Annotated in this window: 20 protein-coding genes; 10 read left to right on the top strand and 10 right to left on the bottom strand. The window is 72.1% G+C overall.

Annotation, left to right across the window (positions count from 1 at the left end):
• Positions 1–22 precede the first annotated feature (22 nt).
• Both AB0I59_RS39175 and AB0I59_RS39170 read right to left on the bottom strand, forming a co-directional pair.
• A complete protein-coding gene (locus tag AB0I59_RS39175; RefSeq protein ID WP_358141527.1) occupies positions 23–1456 on the bottom strand; it encodes a lipase maturation factor family protein in 1434 nt (477 codons plus the stop codon).
• A gap of 3 nt (positions 1457–1459) precedes the next feature.
• Positions 1460–2929: a phytoene desaturase family protein gene (locus AB0I59_RS39170; protein WP_358141524.1), complete on the bottom strand. Its 1470-nt coding sequence runs from the start codon at positions 2927–2929 to the stop codon at positions 1460–1462.
• A 92-nt stretch (positions 2930–3021) separates the two neighbouring features.
• Between AB0I59_RS39170 and AB0I59_RS39165 the strand changes: the two genes are divergently transcribed.
• On the top strand, positions 3022–3336 hold the full coding sequence (locus tag AB0I59_RS39165) for a hypothetical protein (protein ID WP_358141521.1): 315 nt from the start codon (positions 3022–3024) through the stop codon (positions 3334–3336).
• Here the strand turns inward: AB0I59_RS39165 and AB0I59_RS39160 are convergent.
• On the bottom strand, positions 3313–3465 hold the full coding sequence (locus AB0I59_RS39160; protein ID WP_358141518.1) for a hypothetical protein: 153 nt from the start codon (positions 3463–3465) through the stop codon (positions 3313–3315). The two genes, AB0I59_RS39165 and AB0I59_RS39160, sit on opposite strands and share 24 nt — an antisense overlap.
• A gap of 251 nt (positions 3466–3716) precedes the next feature.
• Here AB0I59_RS39160 and AB0I59_RS39155 point away from each other — a divergent pair, with 251 nt between their 5' ends.
• Both AB0I59_RS39155 and AB0I59_RS39150 read left to right on the top strand, forming a co-directional pair.
• On the top strand, positions 3717–3899 hold the full coding sequence (locus AB0I59_RS39155) for a hypothetical protein (protein WP_358141515.1): 183 nt from the start codon (positions 3717–3719) through the stop codon (positions 3897–3899).
• Positions 3892–4308, top strand: coding sequence for a hypothetical protein (locus AB0I59_RS39150; RefSeq protein ID WP_358141512.1), 417 nt, complete (start codon positions 3892–3894; stop codon positions 4306–4308). The genes AB0I59_RS39155 and AB0I59_RS39150 overlap by 8 nt, the downstream gene beginning before the upstream one ends.
• Positions 4309–4455: 147 nt before the next feature.
• On the opposite strand, the gene AB0I59_RS39145 is transcribed toward AB0I59_RS39150, so the two are convergent.
• From AB0I59_RS39145 to AB0I59_RS39135, 3 genes are all read right to left on the bottom strand, one after another.
• The gene (locus tag AB0I59_RS39145) at positions 4456–7143 is read right to left on the bottom strand and encodes a glycoside hydrolase family 3 N-terminal domain-containing protein (protein WP_358141509.1); all 2688 of its coding nucleotides are present in this window, start codon (positions 7141–7143) and stop codon (positions 4456–4458) included.
• 278 nt (positions 7144–7421) lie between these two features.
• On the bottom strand, positions 7422–9476 hold the full coding sequence (locus tag AB0I59_RS39140) for a catalase (RefSeq protein ID WP_358141506.1): 2055 nt from the start codon (positions 9474–9476) through the stop codon (positions 7422–7424).
• Between the two features lie 94 nt (positions 9477–9570).
• Complete coding sequence (locus tag AB0I59_RS39135; RefSeq protein WP_358141503.1) at positions 9571–14799, bottom strand: ThuA domain-containing protein; 5229 nt, start codon at positions 14797–14799, stop codon at positions 9571–9573.
• 344 nt (positions 14800–15143) lie between these two features.
• Between AB0I59_RS39135 and AB0I59_RS39130 the strand changes: the two genes are divergently transcribed.
• Positions 15144–16361: an ROK family protein gene (locus AB0I59_RS39130; RefSeq protein ID WP_061261287.1), complete on the top strand. Its 1218-nt coding sequence runs from the start codon at positions 15144–15146 to the stop codon at positions 16359–16361.
• Positions 16362–16533: 172 nt separating this feature from the next.
• Positions 16534–17682, top strand: coding sequence for a sugar phosphate isomerase/epimerase family protein (locus AB0I59_RS39125; RefSeq protein ID WP_061261288.1), 1149 nt, complete (start codon positions 16534–16536; stop codon positions 17680–17682).
• A 28-nt stretch (positions 17683–17710) separates the two neighbouring features.
• On the opposite strand, the gene AB0I59_RS39120 is transcribed toward AB0I59_RS39125, so the two are convergent.
• Positions 17711–18718: a TerC family protein gene (locus tag AB0I59_RS39120; protein WP_358141497.1), complete on the bottom strand. Its 1008-nt coding sequence runs from the start codon at positions 18716–18718 to the stop codon at positions 17711–17713.
• 155 nt (positions 18719–18873) lie between these two features.
• Positions 18874–19365: an Ldh family oxidoreductase gene (locus AB0I59_RS39115; RefSeq protein WP_358141494.1), complete on the bottom strand. Its 492-nt coding sequence runs from the start codon at positions 19363–19365 to the stop codon at positions 18874–18876.
• 207 nt (positions 19366–19572) lie between these two features.
• Between AB0I59_RS39115 and AB0I59_RS39110 the strand changes: the two genes are divergently transcribed.
• The 4 genes from AB0I59_RS39110 to cobM all read left to right on the top strand — a co-directional run bounded on the left by AB0I59_RS39110 (position 19573) and on the right by cobM (position 22678).
• Positions 19573–20016, top strand: a complete 444-nt coding sequence (locus tag AB0I59_RS39110; protein ID WP_358141491.1) for an NUDIX hydrolase — start codon at positions 19573–19575, stop codon at positions 20014–20016.
• Positions 20017–20206: 190 nt separating this feature from the next.
• The gene (locus AB0I59_RS39105) at positions 20207–20623 is read left to right on the top strand and encodes a pyridoxamine 5'-phosphate oxidase family protein (protein ID WP_061261291.1); all 417 of its coding nucleotides are present in this window, start codon (positions 20207–20209) and stop codon (positions 20621–20623) included.
• Positions 20616–21932, top strand: coding sequence for a precorrin-6y C5,15-methyltransferase (decarboxylating) subunit CbiE (cbiE, locus tag AB0I59_RS39100; RefSeq protein WP_358141488.1), 1317 nt, complete (start codon positions 20616–20618; stop codon positions 21930–21932). The genes AB0I59_RS39105 and cbiE overlap by 8 nt, the downstream gene beginning before the upstream one ends.
• Positions 21929–22678 (top strand): precorrin-4 C(11)-methyltransferase, encoded by a 750-nt coding sequence (gene cobM, locus AB0I59_RS39095; protein WP_358141485.1) that lies wholly within the window; start codon positions 21929–21931, stop codon positions 22676–22678. Before cbiE ends, cobM begins: the two co-directional genes overlap by 4 nt.
• On the opposite strand, the gene AB0I59_RS39090 is transcribed toward cobM, so the two are convergent.
• Positions 22651–23757 (bottom strand): cobalt-precorrin-5B (C(1))-methyltransferase, encoded by a 1107-nt coding sequence (locus AB0I59_RS39090; RefSeq protein WP_358141482.1) that lies wholly within the window; start codon positions 23755–23757, stop codon positions 22651–22653. The genes cobM and AB0I59_RS39090 overlap by 28 nt on opposite strands.
• 44 nt (positions 23758–23801) lie before the next feature.
• On the opposite strand from AB0I59_RS39090, the gene AB0I59_RS39085 reads away from it, so the two are divergent.
• Entirely contained in the window at positions 23802–24560 is a 759-nt protein-coding gene (locus AB0I59_RS39085) for a cobalt-precorrin-6A reductase (RefSeq protein ID WP_358141479.1), read from the top strand.
• Here the strand turns inward: AB0I59_RS39085 and AB0I59_RS39080 are convergent.
• The gene (locus AB0I59_RS39080) at positions 24548–26062 is read right to left on the bottom strand and encodes a precorrin-2 C(20)-methyltransferase (protein ID WP_061261295.1); all 1515 of its coding nucleotides are present in this window, start codon (positions 26060–26062) and stop codon (positions 24548–24550) included. The two genes, AB0I59_RS39085 and AB0I59_RS39080, sit on opposite strands and share 13 nt — an antisense overlap.
• Between the last annotated feature and the right edge of the window lie 3 nt (positions 26063–26065).

The following is a 26065-nucleotide window of genomic DNA, read 5'->3' as shown; positions in this document are numbered from 1 at the left end:
CCGCTCGCCGGAATGCGGAGAACTAGTGACGGGAGCCCATCCTGACCGGCGGGAGGTACTCCTCCACCAGTTCGCGCTCCCACCACGCGCCGGTCGCGCGCCGCTCCCGCCGCGTGGTGAAGCTGTAGCGGTAGAGGAGGGCACGGACGAAGGTCGGCGGGGCGTCCGGGAACGGGTCGTCCCGCAGCAGCCGCAGCGTCGCCCGGTCGTTCCTCAGCAGCTTGCGGACGAACGGCATGAACCACGGGTGCGCGTACGCCGCGGACAAGGCGGCGAACCACATCAGCCAGTCCAGCCGCAGGTGGTAGGGCGCGAACTGGGGCGGCCGCCGCCGGGGATCACCCGGTTTGCCCTTGAAGTCGTACTCCCGCCACACGGTCTCCGGCGTGACCTCCGGATCACGGGTGCCCTCGATCACCACCTCGTAGCGGGTCCTGGTCACACTGCCGAACGCGCCGTACGTGTTGACCAGGTGGAACGGGTTGAAGCTGGCGTTCATCATCTGGTGCCGCGACACGAGGTTGCGGGCCGGCCAGTAGCTGAGCGCGACGATCAGCGCGGTCGCGGCCAGCACCACTGCCACGAACCACGTGGGCGCGTCGCCGTGGTGCGGCGGCGGCGCGAATCCCAGCAGGACGGCCAGGTCCCCCCAGGACACCACCGACGCGGCGAGCACCACGGTGATCCAGTTCAGCCAGGCGAAGTTCCCGGACAGGATCAGCCACAACTGGGTGGCGATCATGACGCCCGCCGCCACGCTCGCGTACGGCTGGGGGGCGAACAGCCCGAACGGCGCGACGAGCTGGGCGACATGGTTGCCCGCGACCTCCACCCGGTGCACCGGTCCGGGCAGCCGGTGGAAGTACCAGCTCAGCGGGCCCGGCATCGGCTGGGTCTCGTGGTGGTAATGGAGGCAGGTCAGGTCCCGCCAGCAGCGGTCGCCGCGCATCTTGATGAGACCGGCGCCGAACTCCAGCCGGAACAGCAGCCAGCGCAGCAGCCACAGCACGAGCACGGGCGGGGCGGTGCCCGCGTTGCCCAGGAAGATCGCGAGGAACCCGGCCTCGCACAGCAGCGACTCCCAGCCGAAGGAGTACCACACCTGGCCCACGTTCACGATGGACAGGTAGAGGACCCACAGGAACGCCCACATCAGCATCGCGCCCCATAACGGGACCAGGTCGGCGAGCCCGGCCAGGAGGGCGGCGGACATGAGCGCGCCGCTTCCCGCGACCAGGGCGAAGAGCCGGTCGGAGTAGCGGAGGTGGAAGACGCTCGGCGCGCGGCGGAACGGCACCCGGCGCAGGAAAGCGGGCACCGGTGTCAGCCCGTTCGCGCCGAGCAGCGCGGGGAACTGGTTCAGGGCGACGAGGAACCCGACCAGATAGATCGCGGCCAGGCCCCGCTGGAAGACCAGCCGGCTCAGCCAGTAGTCGGGTGCGGTGAACCAGTCCATGACCTACTCCGTGACCCCGAAGACCCGGCGCAGCGCGGTGCGCGCCGCGTGATGCCCGCACATGCCGTGCACCCCCGGCCCCGGTGGCGTGGCCGACGAGCACAGGTAGATCGCCGGATCCGGGGTGGCGTACGGCACCCGGGCCAGGACGGGGCGGAACATCAGCCGCAGCCGGTCGCACCGGCCGCCCGCGATGTCGCCGCCGATGTTGTTGCGGTCGCGGGCCTCGATCTCGGCGGGGCCCGCGGTGGCACGGGCCAGGACGTGCTCGCGGAAGCCGGGGGCGAAGCGCTCGATCTGGCGCTCGACCGCCTCGGTGAGGTCGCCGCGCCAGCCGTTCGGCACGTGCCCGTAGACCCACAGAACGTGCCGGTTCTCCGGCGCCCTGGTCGGGTCGAACAGGCTGGGCTGCGCGGCGATGAGGAACGGCGTGCGCGGCGCCGAGCCGCGGCAGGCGGCGCGCAGGGCCGCGCCGATCTCCTCGATCGACGGGCCGAGATGTACGGTGCCGGCGCGTGCGCAGTCCTCGGCCGTCCATGGCACCGGCCCGTACAGCGCGTAGTCGATCTTGAAGACGGCCGGGCCGTGCCGGTAGCGGCGCAGGCGGGCCGCGTACCGCTCCGGCAGCCGGTCACCGGCCAGGGCGGCGAGATCCTCGGGCATGACATCGAGCAGGTAGGCGCGGGCGGGTGGCAGTTCGGCGAGGCTCCCGACCGGACGCCCGGTCTCGATCCGGCCGCCGAGCGCACGCAGGTAGCCGGCCAGCGCGTCCGCCAACGCCTGTGAACCGCCGCGCGGGAAGGGCCAGCCCACGTCGTGCGCGGCGAGCGCGAACAGCAGCGCGACCCCGCCCGTGGCGGGCGAGCCGAGCGGCGCGATGGCGTGCGCGGCCAGCCCGGCGATCAGGCCGCGGGCGCGCTCGCCGCGGAAGACGCGGGCGAGCAGCGCGGCGGGCGCCGCCGCGGGAGGGCCGAAGCGGGCGAGCAGCCCCGGGTGGCGGGGCAGCCCGTCGAGCGGGGCGCGCAGCACGTCCGGCGCGAGGTCGGCCCACCGGCCCAGGAACGGCTCCACCAGGGAGTGGTAGGCGTCGCCGTCCTCGCTGAGCGAGGCCGCGGTCTCCTCCACCGAGCGGGCCAGCGTCGCCGCCGACCCGTCGGGGAACGGATGGGCGAGCGGGAGCGGCGCCTCCACCCAGGTCAGGCCGTACTCGGCCAGCGGCAGCGCGCCGAGCGCGGGCGAACCCGCGCCCAGCGGATGGACCGCCGAGCAGATGTCGTGCCGGAAGCCGGGCAGCGTCAGCTCGCCGGTCCGCGCCCCGCCGCCGACGGTCGCCGCCGCCTCGTACACGCGTACGGACAGACCGGCACGGGCGAGGGTGACCGCCGCCGTCAGCCCGTTCGGCCCGGACCCCACCACCACCGCGTCGATCTCGGCCCCGGCTCCGGGCCCGGTTCCGGCCTCGGTTCCGGCCATAGTCCGTGACTGCCCACGGCGGCGATCCTTAGTGGTCACCCCCGGAAGTTGCTCGCAAAGGCCGTGAACCAGGGCGCGGCCGGCCCTCCCGGGTGACCGACGGCACCAAGCAAAATCGAAATAGCGACCATCCGCCTTACAAAAAGTCGGAACTTCCTGACAAACTGAACCCGCCTCGACTAGATCAACTCGGTTCGGTGGTGGGCATGCTCTACGGGCGCGTCGCTGAGATGGCGGAGATCGACCGGATGCTGGCCGATGTCCGCGTAGTCGAGCAGGGCGGACTTGCCGATCCCGACCTCGCCTCTGATGACCAGAACCCGGCTTCCGCCCGCGCGGACGGGCCGCCCTCCTCGACGAGGCGCGGGGGAATCCGCTGGCGCTCATCGAACTGCCCGGCACCCTGACGCCGGAGCGGCGCGCACCGCGGTCGTGGTCCGTACCGCGACCGCGACCGTGTCGTGGATGTAGTAGCGGGTGGCCTCGACCTTGGCCGTCGTCTTGTCGAGCCGCAGCACTTCCTGGCCAACAACCACAACGGCACCGGCGAGCTCGCCGTCAACGCGGCGACCCAGCAGGTGTCCCAGCGCCGCTACAAGCCCTTCGGGCAGCTACCCCGCACCCGGCAAGCCCAAGCCGCACGGGCTCGCCACGGTCACCCAGACCGGGGGCGCCGGGGCCCGCACGGAGACCTACGACTACGACGCCACCGGCAACACCACCGGCCGCCGTAGCGGGCGGCGCGTACCTCGGAGCGTCGGTCGGCGCCGCGGCCTGCAGCCCGGGAGTGGTCCTCGCCGCGGTGTGCGGCGCGATCGGCGCGTACGTCGGCGGCGCGGTGGGCGGACTGGTCGGGGACACCGCGATCGCGGCCTACGACAAGCTGCGGCAGCCCGTCGCGAACACCGTCAAGTCGATAGGCTCGGGAATCGGCCGCGGATTCAAGAAACTGGGTGGTCTCTTTGGCTGACACCACCATCACCACCGCGCTGGCGGGATACCCGCACGCGCCCGTGTGGGCGGTGCTCGTCACCGCCCTCGCGGCGGCCTTCGCGATCGTCAACCACGTCCGGTTCACCCGCGCGGGCGCGCGGAGCTTCTGGGCGGAGCGATACTTCGACGAGGACGCGCCCAAGGAGTGGCGCAACCTGCCCTTCGCCCAGTTGCCCGGCGGGATCATGCTCGCGATGTGGGCGGTGATGCTGGCCTACACCCGGTTCTCCGGCGACGAGACGCTGGACGCGCTCATGGGCGTGTTCCTGTTCGCTTCCTTCGCGTTCGGCGTCGTGGCCGTCACGCGCATGTACCGGCCACCGCGGAAGGCCAAGCCGCGATGGCTGGCCGAGGAGGAGGAACGGCGGCGCGCCCGGAGCGGATGACGCGCCCCCGGATCGAGAGTTCCACGAGCGCGAGCGGTGACGGCGCTCGACCGCCCGATCAGGGCGCCCCGGAAGCGCGCTGCTTCCGGGGCGCCCTCCCGCCGTCGGAGCCGATCGGGCTGACGACGGCCGGGCCGGGCGGGCGGGTCAGGTGAGCCCGGAACAGGTCTGTGCGTCGGCGTCCTTGGCGGCGCCGGGCACCCAGCGGACGTTCGCGAACGACGCGGAGAACGCCCCGTCCGTGTAGACGAGGAACGGTGTGTTGACCACCTCCAGGTCGAGCCCGGCCTCCGCGAAGCAGGCGATCGGCACCTTGACCGTCGCCTTGGTCCCCGCGGGCAGCCGCTGGAACAGCGACGTCGCCGCCACCTCGGACATGCACGGGTAGACGCAGTGCACGCCGAGCACGGTCCGCGCCGCCGGCGCCTGGTGCACGATCACGTCGAAGACGAGCGCGGCGTCGGCGTTCAGGTAGCCGCGCAGGTCGGTGCCGCCCGCCGGGTCCTGCATGTAGATCTGCGCGGGCCCGCCTCCGGTCCAGGTCACCTTCAGGCCGTCCTGCTGCACGTTGACGTCGGCCGGAACCACGTTGATCACGGAGTGCGCGGCCTCGCCGTCCACGCCGATCTCGGTGCCGCCCCAGTTGTCGGCGGAGCCGATGAAACTCCTGTACGGCGCGACGTCGGTCCGGTTATGGATCTCCAGGTCCTCGGTCGCGGTGCCGCCGCCGTTGCCGGAGCATCCGGCCGCGGGCGCGGTCTCGTCGAGCGTCCCGACGGAGCCCGCCTGCCCGTCGCGCAGGCCGTACCCGAGCGGGAAGAGCGGGTCGTACCCCTCGTCACCCGCGTTGAGCGGGGTCTGGCACGCGGTTTTCGGCCAGGAGTACGGAAGGGCGCCGGTGAATCCGCCGCCGGGCCTTCCCCCGCCCTGTCCCAAGCTCTGCCGGGACCGGACGAGCAGGTCGGCCACGCCGCCGCCCTCGGTGCCGGGCAGCCACGCGACGACGAACGCGTCCGAGCGGTTCAGCTCCTTGTTGACCCACAGCGGGCGGCCGGTGACATACACGGTGATGACGGGAACGCCCTTGCCGCCGACCTTGTCCAGGACAGCGAGGTCGCCCGGATAGAGCTTCGCCGCCTCCAGCGAGCGCCGCCCGATGTCCCCGACCCCCTCGGCGTACGGCGTCTCGCCGATCACCGCGATGACCGCGTCGAACGCGGTGGGATCGACGCCGTCCGCCGTCTCGGCGAAGGTCACCTTCGCGGCGCCGAGCGCCTCGCGCAGCCCGCCGAGGATCGTCGTGCCCCCCGGGAAGTCGGCGTTGGTGTTGCCGGTGCCCTGCCAGGTGAGTGTCCAGCCGCCGGTCTGGTTCTGCAGGCTGTCCGCGCTCTTCCCGACGACCAGGACCTTCGAGCCCGCGGCCAGCGGCAGCACCCCGCCGTTGTTCTTGAGCAGGACCTGCGACTCGCGCACGGCCTTCCTGGCCAGCGCCTTCGCCTCCAGCGCCGACGCCGACCCGGCCCCGGCGCGGGCGGACGGCTTCGGCGCGTCGAACAGGCCGGCCCGCAGCTTCACCCGCAGGATGCGGGTCACCGCGTCGTCGATCCGCGCCATCGGGATGTCACCGGCCTCGACCTGCGCGACGGTGTTCGTGATGAACGCCTTCCAGTCGTTCGGCACCATCACGACGTCGATGCCGGCGTTGATCGCCCGCGCGCAGCTCGCGTTGGTGCACCCGGCCACCTGGCCGATGCCGTTCCAGTCGGAGACGACGACGCCGTCGAAGCCCATCTTGCTCTTGAGGATGCCGGTCAGCGCCCGCTCGCTGCCGTGCAGCTTGCCCTCGTCGATGCCGAGGTCGGCGTTGGTCCAGCTGTTGAAGGACGCCATCACGGTCTGGGCGCCCGCGGCCAGCGCGCCGTAGTAGCCCTGCCCGTGAATGTTGATCATCTCGGCCTCGGACGACGGGTTGACGCCCTGGTCCTGTCCCTTGAGGGTGCCGCCGTCGCCGATGAAGTGCTTGGCGGTGGCGATGACGCCGCGCTCGCCGATGCGGCGCGGGTGGTCGCCCTGCAGCCCGCTGACCATCTCGTACCCGTAGGCCCGGGTGATCCGGGGGTCCTCGCTGAAGCCCTCGTACGTCCGGCCCCATCGATCGTCCCTGACGACGGCGAGCGTGGGCGCGAACGCCCAGTCCTGGCCGGTCGCCCGGATCTGCGCGGCGGTCGCCGCCCCGATGTCCCTGACCAGGCAGGGATCGTGCGCCGCGCCGAGCCCGATGTTGTGCGGGAAGACCGTCGCGCCGTAGACGTTGTTGTTGCCGTGCACGGCGTCGATGCCCCAGATGACCGGGATCCTGGTCCGGGTGCCGACGGACGCCGCCCAGTACGCGTCGGCGAGGTCGAGCCAGGCCCGCGTGGACGCGTGCTTGTCCCGGCCGGGCCAGGAGCCGCCGCCGTTGAGCACCGAGCCGATGCCGTACTGGCGGACCTCCTCGGGGGTGACGGCGCCGATCTCCGGCTGGGTCATCTGCCCGACCTTCTCGGCGAGCGTCATGCTCGCGAGGATCTTCGCCACCCGCTTCTCGTCGGCGGGGTTCCGCTTGATCCGGCTGGTGACCTTCGGCCAGTCGGCGAGCGTTGAGAGGTTCCCGTCGACGCGGGCGCATCCATCGCGGCCCAGGGCGGGCGCTCCGACGACCGGCTGGGCGGGGCCCTTGCCCGCCCCGGCGCTCGCGCCGGGCACTCCGGCGAGGCTCCCCGCGAGTACGGCGAAGCCCGCCAGAACCGCGGAGGTGCGTCGACGCGCCCGTAACCGGGCGAACGGTCTGCTCATGGGGGGTCCGTTCTCAAGAGGCGGCAACGGCGATCGTGGCGGCCCTGCCGGGCCGTCGCGTTGCGCAGATCCTGACCCCGGCGAGGCCGCCGGTCAAGAGCCTGAGAGCGCTCTCTCAACGGCACCCTCGTTCACCTGGGAAACGGCGACCTCATGGGGAACGGCACGGGAGAGCGTTTTCTCGCTGCCGCGCGGCCAGGGCGGGGCGGCGGGGCGGCGGGGCGCTCCCGGGGTGCCCCGCCGCATCGCCGCGCCCACATGCCGGGCTCGAAACCGGCTCACGCCGAGAACGCGGCCACGTCCCGGTCGAAGTGCCGGTGGACCCTGATCGCGTCGGCGAACGTCTGGACGAACGTGTCGCCCGACGCCTCCGGCCCGACCACCCCCTGCGTCCCGGGCACCCGGGAGGCCTCCAGCAGCGCGGCGCCGCCCGCCAGCGCGCCGATGGCCTTGCCGTGCTTGTACGCCTCGCGGACGAAGTGGACGGCGTGCCCGTTCTCGGCGAGCACGCCGCCGTCCGCGAGCAGGACCGCGTCGTAGAGGACGGAGTTCGCCGCGGTGAGCTGGCGGTCCACGGGCAGTGAGGCGACCGTCCCCTCGTGCGGCGCGAGCAGCTCGCAGATCGCGCCCTGGCCTTCCAGCGCCTCCTTGACCGGCGTGAGGGCACCCGCGTCGGTGGCGTCGGTGACCAGAACCGCGATCTTCCTGGTGGCGATCGAGTCACGCGCCGAGTTGGCCTGGCTCAGCGCGGGCGAGGACCTGCCGTGGTTGGGCGGGCCGGCCGCGGGCACCGGCATGCCGAGACCGATGGCGACCTGGGTGGCGAGCTCCAGGTCGATCTGGACGAGGTGGCCGACGACCTTCTCCTTGATGTACCGCCGCTCCACATGCCCGAGCTCGAAGAGGAACGCGCTCACGATGTGCCGCTTCTCCCAGAAGGACATGCTGTTCCAGAACAGCGTGGCCTGGCTGTAGTGGTCCTCGAAGCTGGGGCTCCGCTTGCGGATCTTCCGGCCGTCCACCCGCTCCTGGTAGTGCTGGAACACCCCGGACATGTCGCCGCTCAGGATCCCGGACATCGGGCAGCCGCCGCTGATGGAGTTGATGGAGTAGCTGGTCCGGCTCTGGTGGATCATCCGCTGGTTGTAACCGTCGCGCTGGTCGTTGTGCACCGGGGCGACCGGCCGGTTCACCGGGATCTGCGGGAAGTTGGGGCCGCCCAGCCGGATGAGCTGGGTGTCCAGGTAGGAGAAGTTCCTGGCCTGCAGCAGCGGGTCGTTGCTGAAGTCGATGCCGGGAACGACGTTCGCGGTGCAGAAGGCCACCTGCTCGGTCTCGGCGAAGAAGTTCTCCGGGTTGCGGTTGAGCGCCATCCGGCCGACCGGACGCACCGGCACGATCTCCTCAGGAATGATCTTCGTCGGGTCGAGCAGGTCGAAGTCGAAGGCGTGCTCGTCCGACTCGGGCACGAGCTGCAGGCCCAGCTCCCACTCGGGGAAGGCGCCGCGCTCGATCGCCTCCCACAGGTCACGCCGGTTGAAGTCGGGGTCGTTGCCCTGGATCCGCAGCACCTCGTCCCAGAGCAGCGAGTGCGTCCCGAGGAGGGGCTTCCAATGGAACTTCACGAACGTGGCACGCCCCTCGGCGTTCACCAGCCGGAAGCTGTGCACGCCGAACCCCTGCATCATCCGGAAGCTGCGCGGGATCGCCCGGTCCGACATCAGCCACATGACGAAGTGCAGGGTCTCCGGCTGGGCCTGCACGAAGTCCCAGAACGTGTCGTGCGCCGACTGCGCCTGCGGGATCTCGTTGTGCGGCTCCGGCTTGACCGAGTGCACGAAGTCCGGGAACTTGATGCCGTCCTGGATGGGGAAGACCGGCATGTTGTTCGCGACCAGGTCGTAATTGCCCTGGCGGGTGTAGAACTTGGTCGCGAACCCCCGTACGTCCCGCACCGTGTCGGCCGAGCCGCGCGAGCCGGCGACCGTGGAGAAGCGCACGAACGTCGGTGTGACCAGCGACGGGTCACACAGGAAATCGGCCACCGTGTACTCGGCGAGCGACTCGTACACGCGGAACTGGCCGTACGCGCCGGAGCCGCGGGCGTGGACCACGCGTTCCGGGATGCGCTCGTGGTCGAATCGGGTGATCTTCTCCCGGAAGTGGAAGTCCTCCAGGAGGGTCGGCCCCCGTTCCCCGGGCCGGAGCGAGTTGTCGGTGTCGTCGATCAGCACGCCCTGGTCGGTGGTGAGCCGGGTGCCCTCCAGGTCGACGCGGTACTGGTCGAGTTGACGCTGCTTGTCGTCCTTCTCGACGGCGTCCTCGTTGTGCACGGGTCCCCCTTCACGGTTCGTCGCTCTGTCCGTTCGGGGGGACCTTCGGGTCTATACCCTCGTGCACCACATCGGCTAAACAGGGTTCACGCCGTCAGCGCAGCCCCGCGATCAGCGCCTCCGCGTCCCGGACGAGGACCGCGCGGGCGGTCTCGTCGGCCACCTCGGCGGCCCTGTCCCTGAACTTCTCCAGATGGTGGATCGCCTGCTCGGGGTGCTGCTTGACGTCCTGGTGGTTCGCCGACTTCAGGAAGTTGCCGAGCTGCGCCCGCAGCGGGCCGTCGACGGAGAACGTGTCCAGCAGGGTCTCCAGGTCGCCGAACGACGCGCTCACCGTCAGCGTCCTGACCCGCTCGGCGGTGTTGCCCGCCTTGTCGGTCGCGGTCACCTTCACGGTGTGCTCGCCGAGCGCCAGCGTGTGCAGGTCGAGCCGCTCGTCCAGCTTCAGCTCCGCACCGTCGAGAGTGGCCGTCACCGTGTCGATCCCGGAGCCCTCGTCCGCGCCTTCGGCGGTGACGGTGATCCCGGCGGCGTCGCCGTACTTCCCGTCGTCGTTCAGCCCTGCGACGGTCAGCGCGGGCGCGGTGGCGTCCAGCTTCAGCGTGATCTTCTTGGCCTCCTCCTTGTTGCCGGCCTTGTCCGTGGAGCGGAACGACACGGTGTGCGTCCCGTCCTTCTTGACGGTGAACGGCTCGGTGTAGGCGGTCCAGTCGCCGTCACCGACGCGGTATTCGGTCGTCGCGACCCCCGAGCCCTCGTCCGTGGCCGTCAGGGTGACGGTCACCGGCGCGGTGTGCCAGCCGCTCGGCCGCTCCTGCGGGTCCAGCGCGGCGGCGGTCACCGGGGCCGCCTTGTCCGCGGCCGCGCGGGTCAGGGTGAAGTCGTCCACGTCGAAGTCCGCCCCGGTGAAGACCAGGTAGAGCTTCGCGTTCCCCGAGGGGAGGTCCGTGAGCGTGGTGGAGACGTCGGCGTACGACTCCCAGCCGCCGGTGTTCGGCACGGTGACCCGGCCGTGCACAGGACCGGTCGGAGAGCCGGTACGGATCTCGAAGCCGCCGGTCGGGTTGGGCGAGGCGACCCTGGCGGTGAAGCCGGTGACCCCGGTCAGGTCGACGTCGTCGTAGGCGGCCCAGTCACCCGGGTTGACGTAGCCCAGCACGGTCCCGCCGTGGGCGGGGGCGTGCGGGTAGGTCTGGACGCCGTTGGCCTGCGACCAGTTCTCCGCCTGGACGGTGACGTCGCCCGTCGCCGGCCCGAGCTCCTTGATCCGGATGTTGCGGAACGCCACCTCGTCGCCCGCGCCGTGGTTCTGGATGCCCACGTACCCCTGCTGGAGCGAGCGGGCGGGGTCGGTGTTGGTGAAGTCGTTGATCTGGGTGCCGTTGAGGAAGATCCGCAGGCGCTCCCCCTCCACCCGGATCTCGTACGTGTTCCACTGGCCGGGCGGGTTCAGCGCGGCGTCGCGGGCCGCGAGATCGGCGGACTTGAAGCCGTAGACGGACCCGGTCGTCTTCTCCGGGGCGTCGGTGGCGTCGATCTGGATCTCGTAGCCGTTGTTCACCGCGGACCACGGGTCGTCGGAGGCGGGGAAGCCGACGAACACGCCCGAGTTGTCGTCACCCTTCATCTTCCAGTCGAGCTTCAGCGAGTAGGAGTGGTACTCCTTCGCCTTGTACCAGAACAGCCCCATGCCGCCCTGGGAGGTCAGCGTGCCGTCGGCGTTGGTGAAGCTTCCGGGCCCCGCCTGCTCCCAGCCGGTCGTGGCGCCGTTGTAGATCGGCGTGTAGCCGCTCTCCGGCCGGCAGTCCGCCTTGGCGTCGCCCATGGCGTACGCGATGCCGCCGCGCAGGTGCTCGCGGAACGCGGGCTCGGCGAAGGAGGCCGCGGTGTGCCCGCCGCCGGTGTAGAAGGACCGGCCCCCGTCGTACGGCTTGCACCAGGCGATGGGGTGGTCGGCGCCCATGGTCCCGCCCGAGTAGGTCGACTCGTCCAGCGTGGCCAGCACGTGGGCCGTGGTCCTGGCGTTGGACCGGTAGTCGTACCACTCGTCGGTCCGGCTCCAGGCCGGGCCGAGGTGCGCGGTGGCCGGGTGCGCCCGGTCCTCCACCTTGACCGTGGCCTGCTGGACCGCCGGGTGGGAGGCGAACCAGGCTCCGACCAGGCTGCCGTACCACGGCCAGTCGTATTCGGTGTCGGCGGCGGCGTGCACGCCGACGTAGCCGCCTCCGCCCTTGATGTAGGACTCGAACGCCGCCTGCTGGGTGGCGTCGAGCACGTCGCCGGTGGTGCTGAGGAAGACGACGGCCTTGTACTTCGCCAGGTTGGCGGTGGTGAAGGCGCCCGGGTCCTCGGTCGCGGTGACGGTGAAGCCCATGTCCTTGATCGCCTGGATGCCCGCCGGGATCGAGTCGTGCCGGAAGCCCGCCGTACGGGAGAAGACGAGCACGTCGCCGGAGCCGCCGGTGCCGCCCGAGGCCGGCAGGACGAACTTCTGGGCGGCGCCGCCGTCACAGGTCCTGATGACGAGCTGGCCGGTGTCGGCGCCGTCGAGGCACCTGCCGGACTGCGGGTTCTTCAGCGAGCCGTTCGGCCCGGCGGTCCACTGCTGGGCGCCGGTGTTGTTGCAGGTGTAGATCTGCACCTTGGTGCCGTCGGCCGTGGCGCCGCCCGCGATGTCCAGGCACTTGCCCAGCGCCTTGACGGTCGTCCCCTCGAGCGTCCAGACCTGCGCGCCTGTGCCGTTGCAGGTGTAGAGCTGCACCTTGGTGCCGTTGGCGCTGTTGGCCCCCGCGACGTCGACGCACAGGCCGCCGGGGCCGGTGATCGGGCCGATGGCCGGTCCGGTGCCCGGCGGGGGCTCCTTCAGGAGGGTGAAGTCGTCCACGTCGAACAGCGCGCCGGAGCCGCCGGTGAAGACCAGGAAGAGCTCGGTCGTGCCGGCCGGGGCGCCCGCCAGCGGGGCTGAGACGTCGATGAACGTCTCCCAGCCGCCGGTCACGGGTACGGCCACCTTGCCGAGCAGGGTGCCGGTCGCCGAGCCCGCGCGGACCTCGATCGTGCCGCCCACGCCGCCGGAGGAGACGCGCGCGGTGACGCCCTTGGCGCCGCTCAGCTCGTACGGCTTGAACGAGATCCAGTCGCCGTTGTTGACGTCACCGACGGTCTTGCCGCCGTGCGCGGGCGCCTTGCTGATCTGCGAGACGCCGGACATCGCCGAGTAGTGCTCGGCCTGGCGGTGGCGCGGCTGCAGGATGTGCTGGGTGTGGGTGGTCAGGCCGCCCTTGTCGGTGTACTCGGCGTCGAACACCGCGAAGATGTTGGCCGCGTCGTCGTGCTCGCCGTCGGAGGGGATGGTCAGCTCGCCCGAGCAGCCGTTCTTGGACGTGATCTGGTGGCCGTGGCTGTCGTGGCCGAGCACGTACGTCATCGTGACCTTGGCGCAGTCGACGTCCCCGTCCTCGGGGTCGGTCACCTTGATCGTGAACGGCACGGTGTCGCCCCAGTCGAACAGCCGGCCGGGACCGGGCTGCTCGATGGTGACGGTCGGCGCGGTGTTACCCACCGTGATCTTGATGCTGGCCCGCCCCGCGTTGCCGCCCGGGTCCTTCACCGTGAGCGTGGCGGTGTACTCCCCGTCCTCGGTGTAGGTCGTGGTCGGGTTCGCGTCCGTGGAGGACGTCCCGTCGCCGAAGTCCCAGGCGTAGGTGATCGGCTCGCCCTCGGGGTCGGCGGAGCCCGCCGAGGAGAAGGCGACGGTCAGCGGCGTCCTGCCGGACGTCTTGTCGGCCTTGGCCACCGCGACCGGCGCGCGGTCACGCCCCTTGATGTACTCGATGCGGTACAGCGCGGAGTTCGCGTCGCCGCCGAAGTAGCCCGAGCCGTAGTCGAGCACGTACAGCGCGCCGTCGGGACCGAAGGCCAGGTCCATCACCTGCGTGCCGGTCCAGGGGAAGTTCGCGATCTCGCCGCGGGTCCCGTCGGCGGCCACGTCGATCGCCTTGATCCAGCGGCGGCCGAACTCTCCGGCGAAGAAGTGGCCGTCCAGCTCGGCGGGGAACTTGACCTGCGAGTCCAGGGCGGCGTCGTAGCGGTAGAGCGGGCCGCCCATCGGCGACTCCGATCCTCCGCCGAACTCCGGCGGGGAGCCCTCGTCACCGCCGTACTTGATCCACGAGGGCAGCGCGGGCGGCAGCTTGTCCATGCCGGTGTTGCGGAAGGAGTTGTTGGCCGGGCCGCCCGCCGCGCAGTCGTACTTCTGCCCCGAGGGCCCGGACGGGAAGGTGAACTCGTTGTAGGTCTCGGCCAGGGTGTTCGTGCCCGTGCAGTACGGCCAGCCATAGTTGCCCGGCTTGGTGACGCGGTCGAACTCGACCTGGCCGCTCGGGCCCCGGTTCGGGTCGGAGCTGCCCGCGTCGGGGCCGTAGTCGCCGACGTAGACGACGCCGGTGGCCTTGTCGACGCTCATCCGGAACGGGTTGCGAAAGCCCATCGCGTAGATCTCGGGCCGGGTCTTGGGAGTGCCCGGCGGGAACAGGTTGCCGTCGGGGATCTCGTAGGTCCCGTCCGGCTTGACCTTGATCCGAAGGATCTTGCCGCGCAGGTCGTTGGTGTTGCCGGCGCTGCGCTGGGCGTCGTACGCCGGGTTGCGGTCGGACCGCTCGTCGAGCGGCGCGTAGCCCGCCGAGTCGAAGGGGTTGGAGTCGTCGCCCGTGGACAGGTAGAGGTTGCCCTGGGCGTCGAAGTCGATGTCGCCGCCGACGTGGCAGCACATGCCGCGGTCGGCGGCCACGTCGAGCACCTTCACCTCGCTGGCCGTGTCCAGCGTCCAATCGGGCTTGACGGTGAACCTGGAGAGCCGGTTCACGCCCTGCCAGGCGGAGAAGTCGGTGCCCGTCACCGGGGCGTCCCCGGCCGGGGTGTTCAGACGGGGCGCGTAGTAGAGGTAGACGAATCGGTTGGTGGCGAAGCCGGGGTCGGCCGCCACCCCCTGCAGGCCCTCCTCGTCGTGGGTGTAGACGTTCAGCGCGCCCACCACGGCGGTGTTCCCGGTCGCGTCGGTACGGCGCAGCGTCCCGTCACGTGAGGTGTGCAGCACGGACAGGTCGGGGAGCACGGCCATCGTCATGGGCTCGCCCATCTCGGCGACGCCCTTGGCCAGCTCGATCCGCTGGTAGTCGGCGGGATCGATGGCCGCGTGGGCCTGTGCGGGGGTGGCCGTGCCGATCGTCACGGTGAGCACGGTCAGGCTCGTGAGAGCCAGGAGTAAGGCGCAGGTCTGCGCGACCCATCGGGTGGCGCGCGTGGTTCGCCGCCTGGAGGGCATGGCGGAGTTTCCCTTCACTCGGGGGGTGAGTCGCGTCCCGGCGCGGGAGTCAGGCGCGGGACGGAGACGGGATGGCGGAGGGATGGCGGGGGGAACGCGGGGGGCGCTGGGACAGGGATGGGTGGAGCCCGGGTGGCACTCGCCCGCCCCGCCGTCTCGGCGCGACGGCGGAACGGACGACCGGGCCCGCTGCACGGAACGGCTGGAGCACTACCGGTACACGCGATGCGGCGACACTCGTTTTATGTCGTCCATATTTCGCGACGCTAAGCCCGACTTATGCCGACTGTCAACAAAAGGTAGTGATCTGCTGATGTAACATCACGATGAAGCATCGGGTTCTGATGTCCGTTGAGGGAGAAGCGTTGGCGCACGGCACACTGAGCGAAGCCGGCGGCCCTGCCGCGGGCGCGGGCGCCCTGCTCGCGATCCTCAGGGACGGGCAGGCCCGGACCCGCGCCGAGCTGGCCCAGCTCACCGGCCTGGCCAGGTCCACCGTGTCTCAGCGGCTCGACGTGCTGATCAACCACGACTGGATCGTCCCCTCCGAGGACACCATCTCCTCCGGCGGACGCCCGGCCACCGCGTTCGCGTTCAACCGGGGCGCCCGCATCGTGCTGTCCGCCGACCTGGGCGCGACGCACGCGCGGCTGGCGGTCACCGACCTCGGCATGGCGGTGCTGGCCGAGCGCGCGGCCGAGCTGCCGATCGAGCGCGGCCCGGAGCCGACCCTGTCCTGGCTGGTCACCGCGTTCGAGGAGATGCTGGCCGAGACGGGGCACCCGCTCTCCCAGATCTGCGGCATCGGGATCGGCCTGCCCGGACCGGTCGAGCACACGTCCGGCCGGCCGGTGAACCCGCCGATCATGCCCGGCTGGGACGACTTTCCCGTCCCCGAGTGGCTCGGCGAGCGGCTCGGCGCCCCCGTCCTCGTCGACAACGACGTGAACATCATGGCCCTGGGCGAGCACTGGATCGCCAGCCCGGAGGTCGACCACCTGCTCTTCGTGAAGATCGGCACCGGCATCGGCTGCGGCATCATCGCCGACCGGCGGCTGCACCGCGGCTCGCAGGGCGCGGCGGGTGACATCGGACACATCCGGGTCACCTCGGCGGGCGACGCGCTGTGCCGGTGCGGCAACTCCGGCTGCCTCGAAGCGGTCGCCAGTGGCGCCGCGATGGCCGCCACGCTGCGCGCCGCGGGCATCGACGCCGCGGGCAGCCGCGACGTCGTAGGGCTGATCCGCGGAGGCAGCGCCCAGGCCGCCCAGGTCATCCGGCAGGCCGGGCGGGACATCGGCGGCGTGCTCGCGGCCATCGTCAACTTCTTCAACCCGTCGGTCATCGTCGTCGGCGGCGACATCGCCGAGGCGGGCGAGCACGTCCTCGCCGGCGTACGCGAGGCGATCTACAGCCGCTCCCTGCCCCTGGCCACCCAGCACCTGAACATCCGGGCCAGCGAGCTCGGCGACCGGGCGGGCGTCATCGGCGCCGCGGTCATGGTGGTCGAGCACGTGCTGGCGCCGGGCACCGTCGACCAGGCGGTCACCGCGCCGGCCTGAACGCCCGGCCTGAACGCCCGCGCCGCCGGTACATTGACCGATCGGCGATCGCGCCGTAACAATGAGAGCGCCTTGATCCTCGGGTGACGGTGGCACGTCACAGGGACCGACCGGCACCACCGCACTCCCGACGTGTTCGGCGCACGCGTCCTTGCCGAAGAGGACGGCAGCGATGACCGCACACGAAGAATCCATCGAGACCTCCGACGCCCTGCGCCGCGCGCTCGGCCTGAGCCGGCGCCGCTTCCTCGCCGCCACGACGGGCGTCACGGCGGCGGCCGCCCTGACCGGGGTGGGTCCGCTCGCGTCGGCCGCCCGGGCCGCCGCCGGCGCGGCAGGAGGCAACGGCGTGCTGGTGCCGCCGGGCAAGCGCGGCATCATCCTCTACACCGTGCGCGACGCGATCGGGCGCGACCCCGGCTCGACGCCCCTCGCCTCCGGCTTCCGCCGGGTGTTCGAGGAGTTGTCCCGGATCGGCTACAAGCAGGTGGAGTTCGCCGGGTACGGCCAGCATCCCAACGCCGAGGGCGGGGGCAACCTGGAGTCCGTCGAGGGCGCCCGGCTGCTGCGCCGGTGGCTGGACGACAACGGCCTGCAGGCGGAGGGCAACCACGGCTTCATCCCCGGCTCGTGGCCGCTCACGCCGTCCGACCTCGACCGGTTCAAGCTGCATCTGGAGATCGCCGGCATCCTCGGCCTCGGGCACATGGGCACCGGCGGCGACCCCACCGGCAGCGCGTACAAGGGCGACTGGGACGTGGCCGCCGAGAAGTGGAACCACCTGGGCTCGCTGGCCTCCGCCGCCGGGATCAAGCTGTACACCCACAACCACGACGCGGCGTACAACTTCCTCCTCGACAGCGGACCGCTCGACGCGGCCGGGCGGCCGACCCGGTCCTCGGGCATCCGCAAACTGGAGTACTTCCTCACGATCACGGACCCCAAGGACGTCTACCTGGAGATGGACATCTTCTGGGCACACGTGGCCCAGTTCAAGTTCCGGACGTACACCGCGCCCGACGGCTCGGCGCAGACCGGCGTCTTCGACCCCCTCGCCGTGGTGCGGGCGCAGACGAAGCGGTTCCCGCTGTTCCACGCCAAGGACGGCAAGTCCAACCCGGCCAGCGGCAACGGCTACGACATGGTGCCGTTCGGCACCGGTGACATCGACTACGCCGCCTTCTTCGCGAACATGGGGGCCAAGGGCTACCACAACCCGATGTACGAGCAGGACAACGCCCCGGGGGACGCCTCCGACCCGGGCCGCTCCCTGAGGTATGCCGAGCTGAGCTACGCCAACATGGCCGCCCTGCGCGGCTGATCCGGGCGACCGTCCCCGTCTCCCGCGCTCACTCCTCGCCCGGCTCCGCCTCCGGCTCGGCCGGGGCACGCAGGGTGCCGGCGTGCGCGCGGGCGGCGGGGTCGCGGCGCGACTTCAGCAGGCTCGCCACGGTGGTGACGGCCAGAATGACGACGATCACCGCCAGCGAGAGGGGGGTCGGGATCTCCGGCACCCCGTCGCTCAGGCCGTGCGCCCAGTGCAACACCAGCTTGACGCCGATGAACGCCAGAATCAGCGCCAGCCCGGTGGACAGGTAGACCAGCCGGTCCAGCAGTCCCTTGACGAGGAAGAACAGCGCGCGCAACCCCAGCAGGGCGAACACGTTGGCCACGAGGACGATGTACGGCTCCTCCGTCACGCCGAACACCGCCGGGATCGAGTCCAGCGCGAACAGCAGGTCGGTGCTGCCGATGGCGACGAGCACCACGAACAGCGGTGTGACCACGCGGCGCCCGCCCACCCGGGCGATCATCTTGCCGCCGACGTACTCGGAGGACACCGGCAGCACGCGGCGGGTGAGCCGCACGAGCGCGTTGTCGTCGGCGCTCGGGTCCTCGTCGCGGTGCCGGTAGAGCTGCACGGCGGTCCAGATCAGCAGCAGCCCGAAGACCAGGAACATGAACGAGAACAGCGACAGCAGGGCGGCGCCGAGCACGATGAAGACGACCCGCAGCACGAGCGCGATCAGGATGCCGAGGGTCAGCGCCTTGCGCTGGTACTCGCCGGGCACCGCGAACGTGCTCATGATGATCACGAAGACGAAGAGGTTGTCGACCGACAGGCTCTTCTCGACGACGTACCCGGCGAAGTACTCGGCGCCGTACTCCCATCCCGCGTAGGAGGCGAAGACCAGGCCGAAGACCACGGCGACCGCGATGTAGAACACCGACCAGCCGACGGCCTCGCGGAAGCCCACCGTGTGCGGCCGTACGATGCCGAGCGTCAGATCGAGTGCGAACAGCACGACGATCACTCCGATGGTCAGCGCCCAGCCGACCGCGGTTACCTCCAGCACAGGATGACCTCCACCACGTCCGCGACGATTCGCACGGGCCGACTCGGCGCCGCCGCCCGGCATGCCACGACATGGGGCCGGGTGAGCGGAAATACCCGTGCTTGCTCGTCCGCCTAACGCGCGTGGGGCCGCTCGGGTTCCGGGCGGCCCGGATATCAGCGCGCCCGGGCCATCCCGGCGAGGATGCGGGTCATCGCGCCTTCGAGGTGACCGCGCAGCGCGGCCACGGCGCCGCCGATCGCGGGCATCAGCGGGCGGGTGTTGGCGGCGGCGATCCCGACGCATCCCTCGCGCGCCGCCGCCTCGACGTACCGGAACGCCCCGCCGAAGTGGAAGGCGCGGCGGACGGTGACCGCTCCGATGCCGAATTCCCGCGCCTTGCGCACGGCGAGGGCCATGGCCTGGTCGCCGGTGAGCTGGCCGAGCGCGTGTCCCGCGTCGAGCACCGCGACGGCGCCCTTGTCGACGAGGACCTCGGCCTGCTCGCGACGGCTGACGGATCCGGCCGACACCCTGTCGATGTACATCGGCACGAGCATGGTGCCGTGCGAGGCCACGCCGCGCATGTCCGCCTCGAACACCGCGCCGACCGCGTCCCGAAGCCAGTACGCGGGCACGACTCCGTCGCCACCCGTCGAAGCAATCACCCGAAACCTCCCAAAAGTCCGCGCTCTTGGAAGAGGGTCGTCAAGTATCTGATATCAAATGTCAAGTATCAGGATTGATGACTCTCCGTCGATCATTGATCACGACGTACGGCCCGGGTCCGGGGACTGACGGCCGCCGGACGATCCCCGTGCGGGATGATCAGGCGGACGGGGACGCTCCCGTACGGGCGAGAGGGGCGAGGTCCCATGGCTGACGATCGACCGGCCGCGCGGGTGTTGTGCGTGGACGAGGACGGATGCGTGCTGCTGCTGCGCTGGCGGGACCCGGTCGCCGGCCGTACCTTCTGGGAGCCCCCCGGCGGCGGGATCGAGCCGGGTGAGACACCCCTCGACGCGGCGCGGCGCGAATTGACCGAGGAGACCGGCCTGCACGGCTCCGCCGTGGCCGACCGGTCGGTGCCCGTCGACCGCGACTACATGTGGCTGGGCGTTCACTACGTCAAGACGGAGCCGTTCTACCTGGCGAGGTTCGGCACGCGCCCCGAGGTCACGCCGTCGGTGCTGACGTCGGAGGAGAGCGACACCTATCTCGGGTTCGGGTGGTTCTCCCCCGCCGAGCTCACCGCGCTGGACGAGCCCGTCGAGCCGCCGCTCCTCGCCGCCGTTCTGGAGCGACTCGCCGCACCGTGACATCGCCGTGACGCCGTCGTGAAGGGCATCGCCATGAAGGGCGTGCCGGGCGCTCCCGTAAACTGGCGCCCCGCGACGGCAGGCCGTCGGAGGCGGTTCATCCTGCGCCGCACCGCATGGCGACCCACTGACGATCCCTGACGACTACCGACGACCACTGACGACCACTGACGACTGTTCGAGGTGAACGATGCCGGCGGGAGCCGCACTGCCCGACCTGACGGGACTCGGCGAGGGGTTCGGCGCCTTCTGGCGTGAGCGGCACCTGTGCACGCTGACCACCGTGCGCCCCGACGGAACGCCGCACGTGGTGCCGGTCGGGGTGACACTCGACCCCGGCGCGGCGGTCGCCCGGGTGATCACCTCGCGGGGTTCGCGGAAGGCCCGGCTGGTGGCCGCGGCCGGGCCCGACGGCGCGGCGGTCGCCGTCTGCCAGGTGGACGGCCGCCGATGGTCGACCCTGGAGGGGCGTGCCGTGATCCGGGACACCCCGGAGGAGGTCGCCGACGCCGAGCGGCGGTACGCGGCGCGCTACCGGCCGCCACGGGAGAACCCCCAGCGGGTGGTGATCGAGATCCGGGTCGCCCGGGTGCTCGGCAATGTCTGAGCCGGACGACCGGATCACCGTCGTCGGCATCGGGACCGACGGCTGGAGCGGCCTCGGCCCGGCGGCGCGTGACGCCCTGCTGGCCGCCGACGTCCTCATGGGCAGCGTGAGGCAACTCGCCCTGGTCTCCGAGGCCCGCGTCTCCGGGATCGGCGCGGAACGGGTGACCTGGCCGTCCCCGCTGCTCCCCGCGCTGCCCGGTCTGCTCTCCGCGCACCGGGGCCGTGCCGTGTGCGTGCTCGCCAGCGGCGATCCCCTGTTCTTCGGCGTCGGCTCCACGCTGGTCCGCCTCATCGGCCCCGACCGGGTGCGGGTGATCCCGCACCTGTCGTCGCTGTCGCTCGCCTGCGCCCGGATGGGCTGGACGGTCCAGGAGACCGAGGTGGTGAGCCTGGTCGGCCGCCCCGACGAGCTGCTCCACCCGGCGATCCTGCCGGGACGCCGGGTGCTGGTACTCGGCGCGGGCAGGACCGCGCCCGCGCGGGTCGCCGCGCTGCTCGCCGCTCGCGGGTACGGCGGAAGCCCGGTGACGGTGCTCTCCGATCTCGGCGGCCCCGGCGAGAGCCGGATCTCCGGTACGGCGGAGCGGTGGGACCTGCCCGGACGGCCCGGTCCCTCCCCGTTGAGCGTGATCGCGGTGGAATGCCGGGCGGATCCCGGAGTGACGCCGCTTCCCCGCGTCCCGGGACTGCCGGATGACGCGTTCGAGCACGACGGGCAGCTCACCAAGCGGGAGGTGCGCGCGGTCACCCTGTCCCGGCTCGCGCCCGTACCCGGCGAGCTGCTGTGGGACGTGGGCGCGGGCGCGGGCAGCATCGCGATCGAGTGGATGCGCAGCCATCCGGCCTGCCGCGCGATCGCGGTGGAGAGCCGCCGGGAGCGCGCGGATCGGGCGGCCCGCAACGCGGCGGCGCTGGGCGTGCCCGACCTGGAGATCGTCGTCGGAGCCGCCCCGGACGCGCTCGCCGGCCTGGCCGTTCCCGACGCCATCTTCGTCGGGGGCGGAGCGACGGCCCCCGGCCTGCTGGACGCCTGCTGGGCCGCGCTCAGACCCGGCGGCAGGCTGGTGGTCAACGCCGTCACCCTGGAGTCCGAGGCGGTCGTGACCGGCTGGTACGGCAGGCTCGGCGGAGACCTGGTGCGCCTCGCGGTCAACCGCGCGGCCCCCGTCGGCGGCTTCACCGGCTGGCGGGCCATGATGCCGGTGACCGTGTGGTCGGCGGTGAAGACAGCGGTGAAGACGGCGGCGCGAACAGCGCCGGGCGTAGTGGCGCGAACAGTGGAATCGGGTGCGGAGGAGCGGTCGTGACGGGCGTGGTGCACTTCATCGGGGCGGGACCTGGTGCCGCCGACCTCATCACGGTCCGCGGCCTGCGGGTGATCGCCTCGTCCCCGGTGTGCCTGTACGCCGGGTCGCTGGTGCCCCGGGAACTGCTGGACGACTGCCCGCCGGGGGCGCGGCTGGTGGACACCTCCCAGCTCAATCTGGACGAGATCGTCGCCGAGATGTCGGCCGCGCACGCCGCCGGGCTGGACGTGGCCCGGCTGCATTCGGGCGACCCGTCCGTGTTCAGCGCGATGGCGGAGCAGATGCGGCGGCTGGACGTTCTCGGCGTGCCGTATGACGTGGTGCCGGGCGTCCCCGCCTTCGCGGCCGCGGCGGCGGCGCTGAGGCGGGAGTTCACCGTGCCCGGGGTCGGGCAGTCGATCATCCTCACCCGTACGTCGGCGCGGGCGACGCCGATGCCGGAGGGCGAGGACCTGGCCACGCTGGCCGCGAGCCGGGCGACCATGGTGCTGCATCTGGCGGTGCAGCGGATCGAGGCGGTCGTCGAGGAACTGCTCCCCGCCTACGGGGCGGACTGCCCGGTCGCGGTGGTGGCGCGGGCGAGCAGGGACGACGAGGTGATCCTGCGCGGCACCCTGGCCGACATCGCCGAGCGGGTCCGCTCCGCCGGGGTCGTGCGGACCGCCGTGATCGTGGTGGGCAGGGTGCTGACGGCGTCGGCGTTCCCCGACAGCCACCTCTACTCGGCGGACCGGTGCCGCGACTGACCGGCGCCGCCCGCGCGGCCGACGATCACACCCGACCTGTCGATGACCACGACGTCCACCTCGACCGGCGCGCCGCGCAACACCTGAAGCGCGGTCCCGAGTGCCCCTTCGGCGACCAGGTCGCCCAGCGGCAGGTCCGCCTCCTGGCAGAGCCGCAGCGCGTGCAGCGCCGTGTTCGCTCCGCGTACCCGCTCGGCCAGGGCCGGGTCGCCTCCGGCGCCGAGCACGAGCGCGGCGAGCAGATCGGGGTTGACCTGGGAGCGGCCGGAGTGCAGGTCGAGGTGCCCGTCGGCGAGCTTGGACAGCTTGCCGATCCCACCGGCCACCGTGAGCCGGGGCACCGGGTGGCGGCGCAGATACTTCAGCACGGCTCCGGCGAAGTCGCCCATGTCGAGCAGGGCGTCCTCCGGGAGCCCGTGGAGCTCGGCGGCGACCCGCTCGGAGGTGCTGCCGGTGCAGCCCGCCACGTGCGTACGGCCGGCCGCCCGTGCGACGTCCACGCCGCGCCGGATGCTGTCGATCCACGCCGAACACGAGTAGGGCACCACGACTCCGGTCGTGCCCAGGATGGACAGGCCGCCCAGGATGCCGAGCCTCGGGTTCCAGGTGCGGCGGGCCAGCTCCTCACCGCCCTCGACGGAGATCTCCACGATCACGTCGCCGGTCCCGCCGCGGCGGGCGGCCACGTCGGCGACGTGCTCGCGCATCATCCGCCGGGGTACGGGGTTGATGGCGGGCTCGCCCACGTCGAGCGGCAGTCCCGGCTTGGTCACGGTGCCGACCCCCGGCCCGGCCAGGAACGTCACACCGCTGCCCGGGGCGCCGTGCCGCACGGTCACGGAGATGAGCGCGCCGTGCGTGACGTCGGGATCGTCGCCCGCGTCCTTGACCACCGCGGCGGTCGCCTCCCCGTCGCCCAGCCGCTCGCGTGCCAGGGCGAACGCGGGCCGCTGCCCCTTGGGGAGCACGATCTCCACCGGGTCGGGGAAGGCGCCGGTGAGCAGCGCCGTGTAGGCCGCGGTCGTCGCGGCGGTGGCGCAGGCGCCGGTGGTCCATCCGTGGCGCAGTGGCGTGTTCATGGGGACGGCCTGACGGAGCTGGATGAGATGACGGAGGTGACGGGATGACGAGGCGGCTTCTGATCCTGGGCGGCACCGCGGAGGCCAGGGGCCTCGCCGAGCGGGTGGTCGGCGTTCCCGGACTGCGGGTGGTGTCGTCGCTGGCGGGCCGGGTGACCGACCCCCGGCTCCCTGTCGGAGAGGTGCGCGAGGGCGGTTTCGGCGGGCCCGACGGGCTCGCCGACTGGTTGCGTGAGCACGCGATCGACGCGGTCGTGGACGCCACCCATCCCTTCGCCGCGCGGATGACCGCCTCGGCCGTCACCGCCGCGTCCCGTACCGGGGTGCCGCTGCTGGTGCTGCGCCGTCCGGGCTGGCGTCAGGGGCCCGGCGACGACTGGCACTGGGCGCCCACGCTGGAGGCCGCCGCCGGACTGCTGCCCGGCCTGCTGGCCGGCCGGGGCGAGCGGGTGTTCCTCACGACCGGCCGCCGTAGCCTGGCCGTCTTCGCGGACCTGGACGACCTGTGGTTCCTGGCCAGGTCGGTCGACCCGCCCGGCCCGCCGATGCCGCGCCGCACGCTGGTGGTCCTCTCCCGCGGGCCGTACACCGTGCCGGGAGAGCTGGCGCTCATGCGCGAGCACCGCGTCGATGTGCTGGTCACCAAGGACAGCGGCGGCGAGATGACCACGGCCAAGCTGGCCGCCGCGCGCGAGCTGGGACTTCCCGTGGTCGTCGTACGGCGGCCGGCGCCGCCCGACGGGGTCCCCCAGGTGGACACCGTCGAGGCGGCCGCGGCCTGGGTCGGATCTCACGCCGGGTAGCGGCGCGGGGTGTAGACGACGGGCCGCCCGCCGCGATCGGCGATCCGCGTCGTGGACGAACCCACGATCAGCAGGCAGCGCATGTCGACCTCGGCCGGATCGAGCGCGCCCAGCTCCACGACCCGCACGCTCTCCTCCGGACCTCCGACGTCACGCCCGATGACGACGGGCGTGTCCGGGGCCCGGTGTTCGAGCAGCAGGTCCCGCGCGGCGGCCACCTGCCAGGTACGGCTCCGCGACGCCGGGTTGTAGATCGCCAGCACGAGGTCGGCCTTCGCCGCGGCGCTGATCCGCTCCGCGACGACCTCCCACGGCTTGAGCAGGTCCGACAGCGACAGCACGCAGTAGTCGTGACCGAGCGGGGCACCGGCCCGGCTCGCCACGGCCTGCGCGGCGGTCAGGCCGGGCACGATCCGGACGGCGACACCGGCGAACCTCGGCTCGGCCGCCGCCTCCAGCACCGCGCTGGCCATGGCGAACACCCCGGGATCCCCCGAGGAGACCACGGCCACCCGCGAGCCCGCGGCGGCGAGTTCCAGCGCGTGCGCGGCCCGCTCGGCCTCGACCCGGTTGTCGGTGGGATGGCGGCGCTGGCGCGGGTTGGGCGGCACCCGGTCCAGGTAGGGCCCGTAGCCGACCAGCTCGTCGGCGGCGGCGAGGGCGTCCTGCGCCTCGGGGGTCAGCCACGGCCGTCCCGCCGGGCCCAGCCCGACGACGACCACCTCGCCCGTACGTTCGGTCGTACGAGCGGATTCCGCCGGGCTGCCCGCCGCCGGGGTGAGGGGGCTGGGCAGCAGCGCGAGCGAGAAGTAGGGGACCGTGGCCGGATCGACGTCGGCGAGCGGCTCGATTCGCTGCTTGTCCGTCGTGGCCCGCTCGACGTACCAGGCGTCGTCGAGGCGCCCGGCCTCGGCGAGAGCCGTACGCACCTTCTCGAAGGTCCGGCCGAGCTTCAGCACCGCGGCGGAGTCGGTGGCGGCCAGCCGCTCGGCCAGGACGTCCGCCGGGAGGGTGCCCGGCAGCACGGTCAGCGTCTCGTCCCGCTCGACCAGCGGGCGGCCCAGCACCGCCGACGCCCCGCTGACGGAGGTCACGCCGGGCACCACCTCGGTCGGGTACCGGTGCGCGAGCCGCTTGTGCATGTGCATGTACGAGCCGTAGAAGAGGGGGTCGCCCTCGCACAGCACGACCACGTCCCGCCCCGCGTCCAGATGCGCGGCGAGGCGGGCGGCGCACTCGACGTAGAAGTCGTCCAGCGCGCCCTGGTATCCCCCGGGATGGTCGGTGGTCTCGGTGGTGACCGGATAGATCAGCGCTTCTTCGATCTGGTCGCCCCGCAGGTACGGCAGGGCCACCGACCTGGCGATGCTGCGCCCGTGCCTGGCGCTGTGGTAGGCGATCACGTCGGCCGCGCCGAGGAGCCGCGCCGCCTTCACGGTCACGAGTTCCGGGTCACCGGGCCCCAGCCCCACCCCGTACAGGTGGCCGGACTCTCCGCTCATCCC

It is taken from the genome of Microtetraspora glauca (assembly GCF_040656155.1).
In the GTDB taxonomy this organism is placed as follows: domain Bacteria; phylum Actinomycetota; class Actinomycetes; order Streptosporangiales; family Streptosporangiaceae; genus Microtetraspora; species Microtetraspora glauca.
This window is presented reverse-complemented; position numbering and strand designations above follow the sequence as displayed.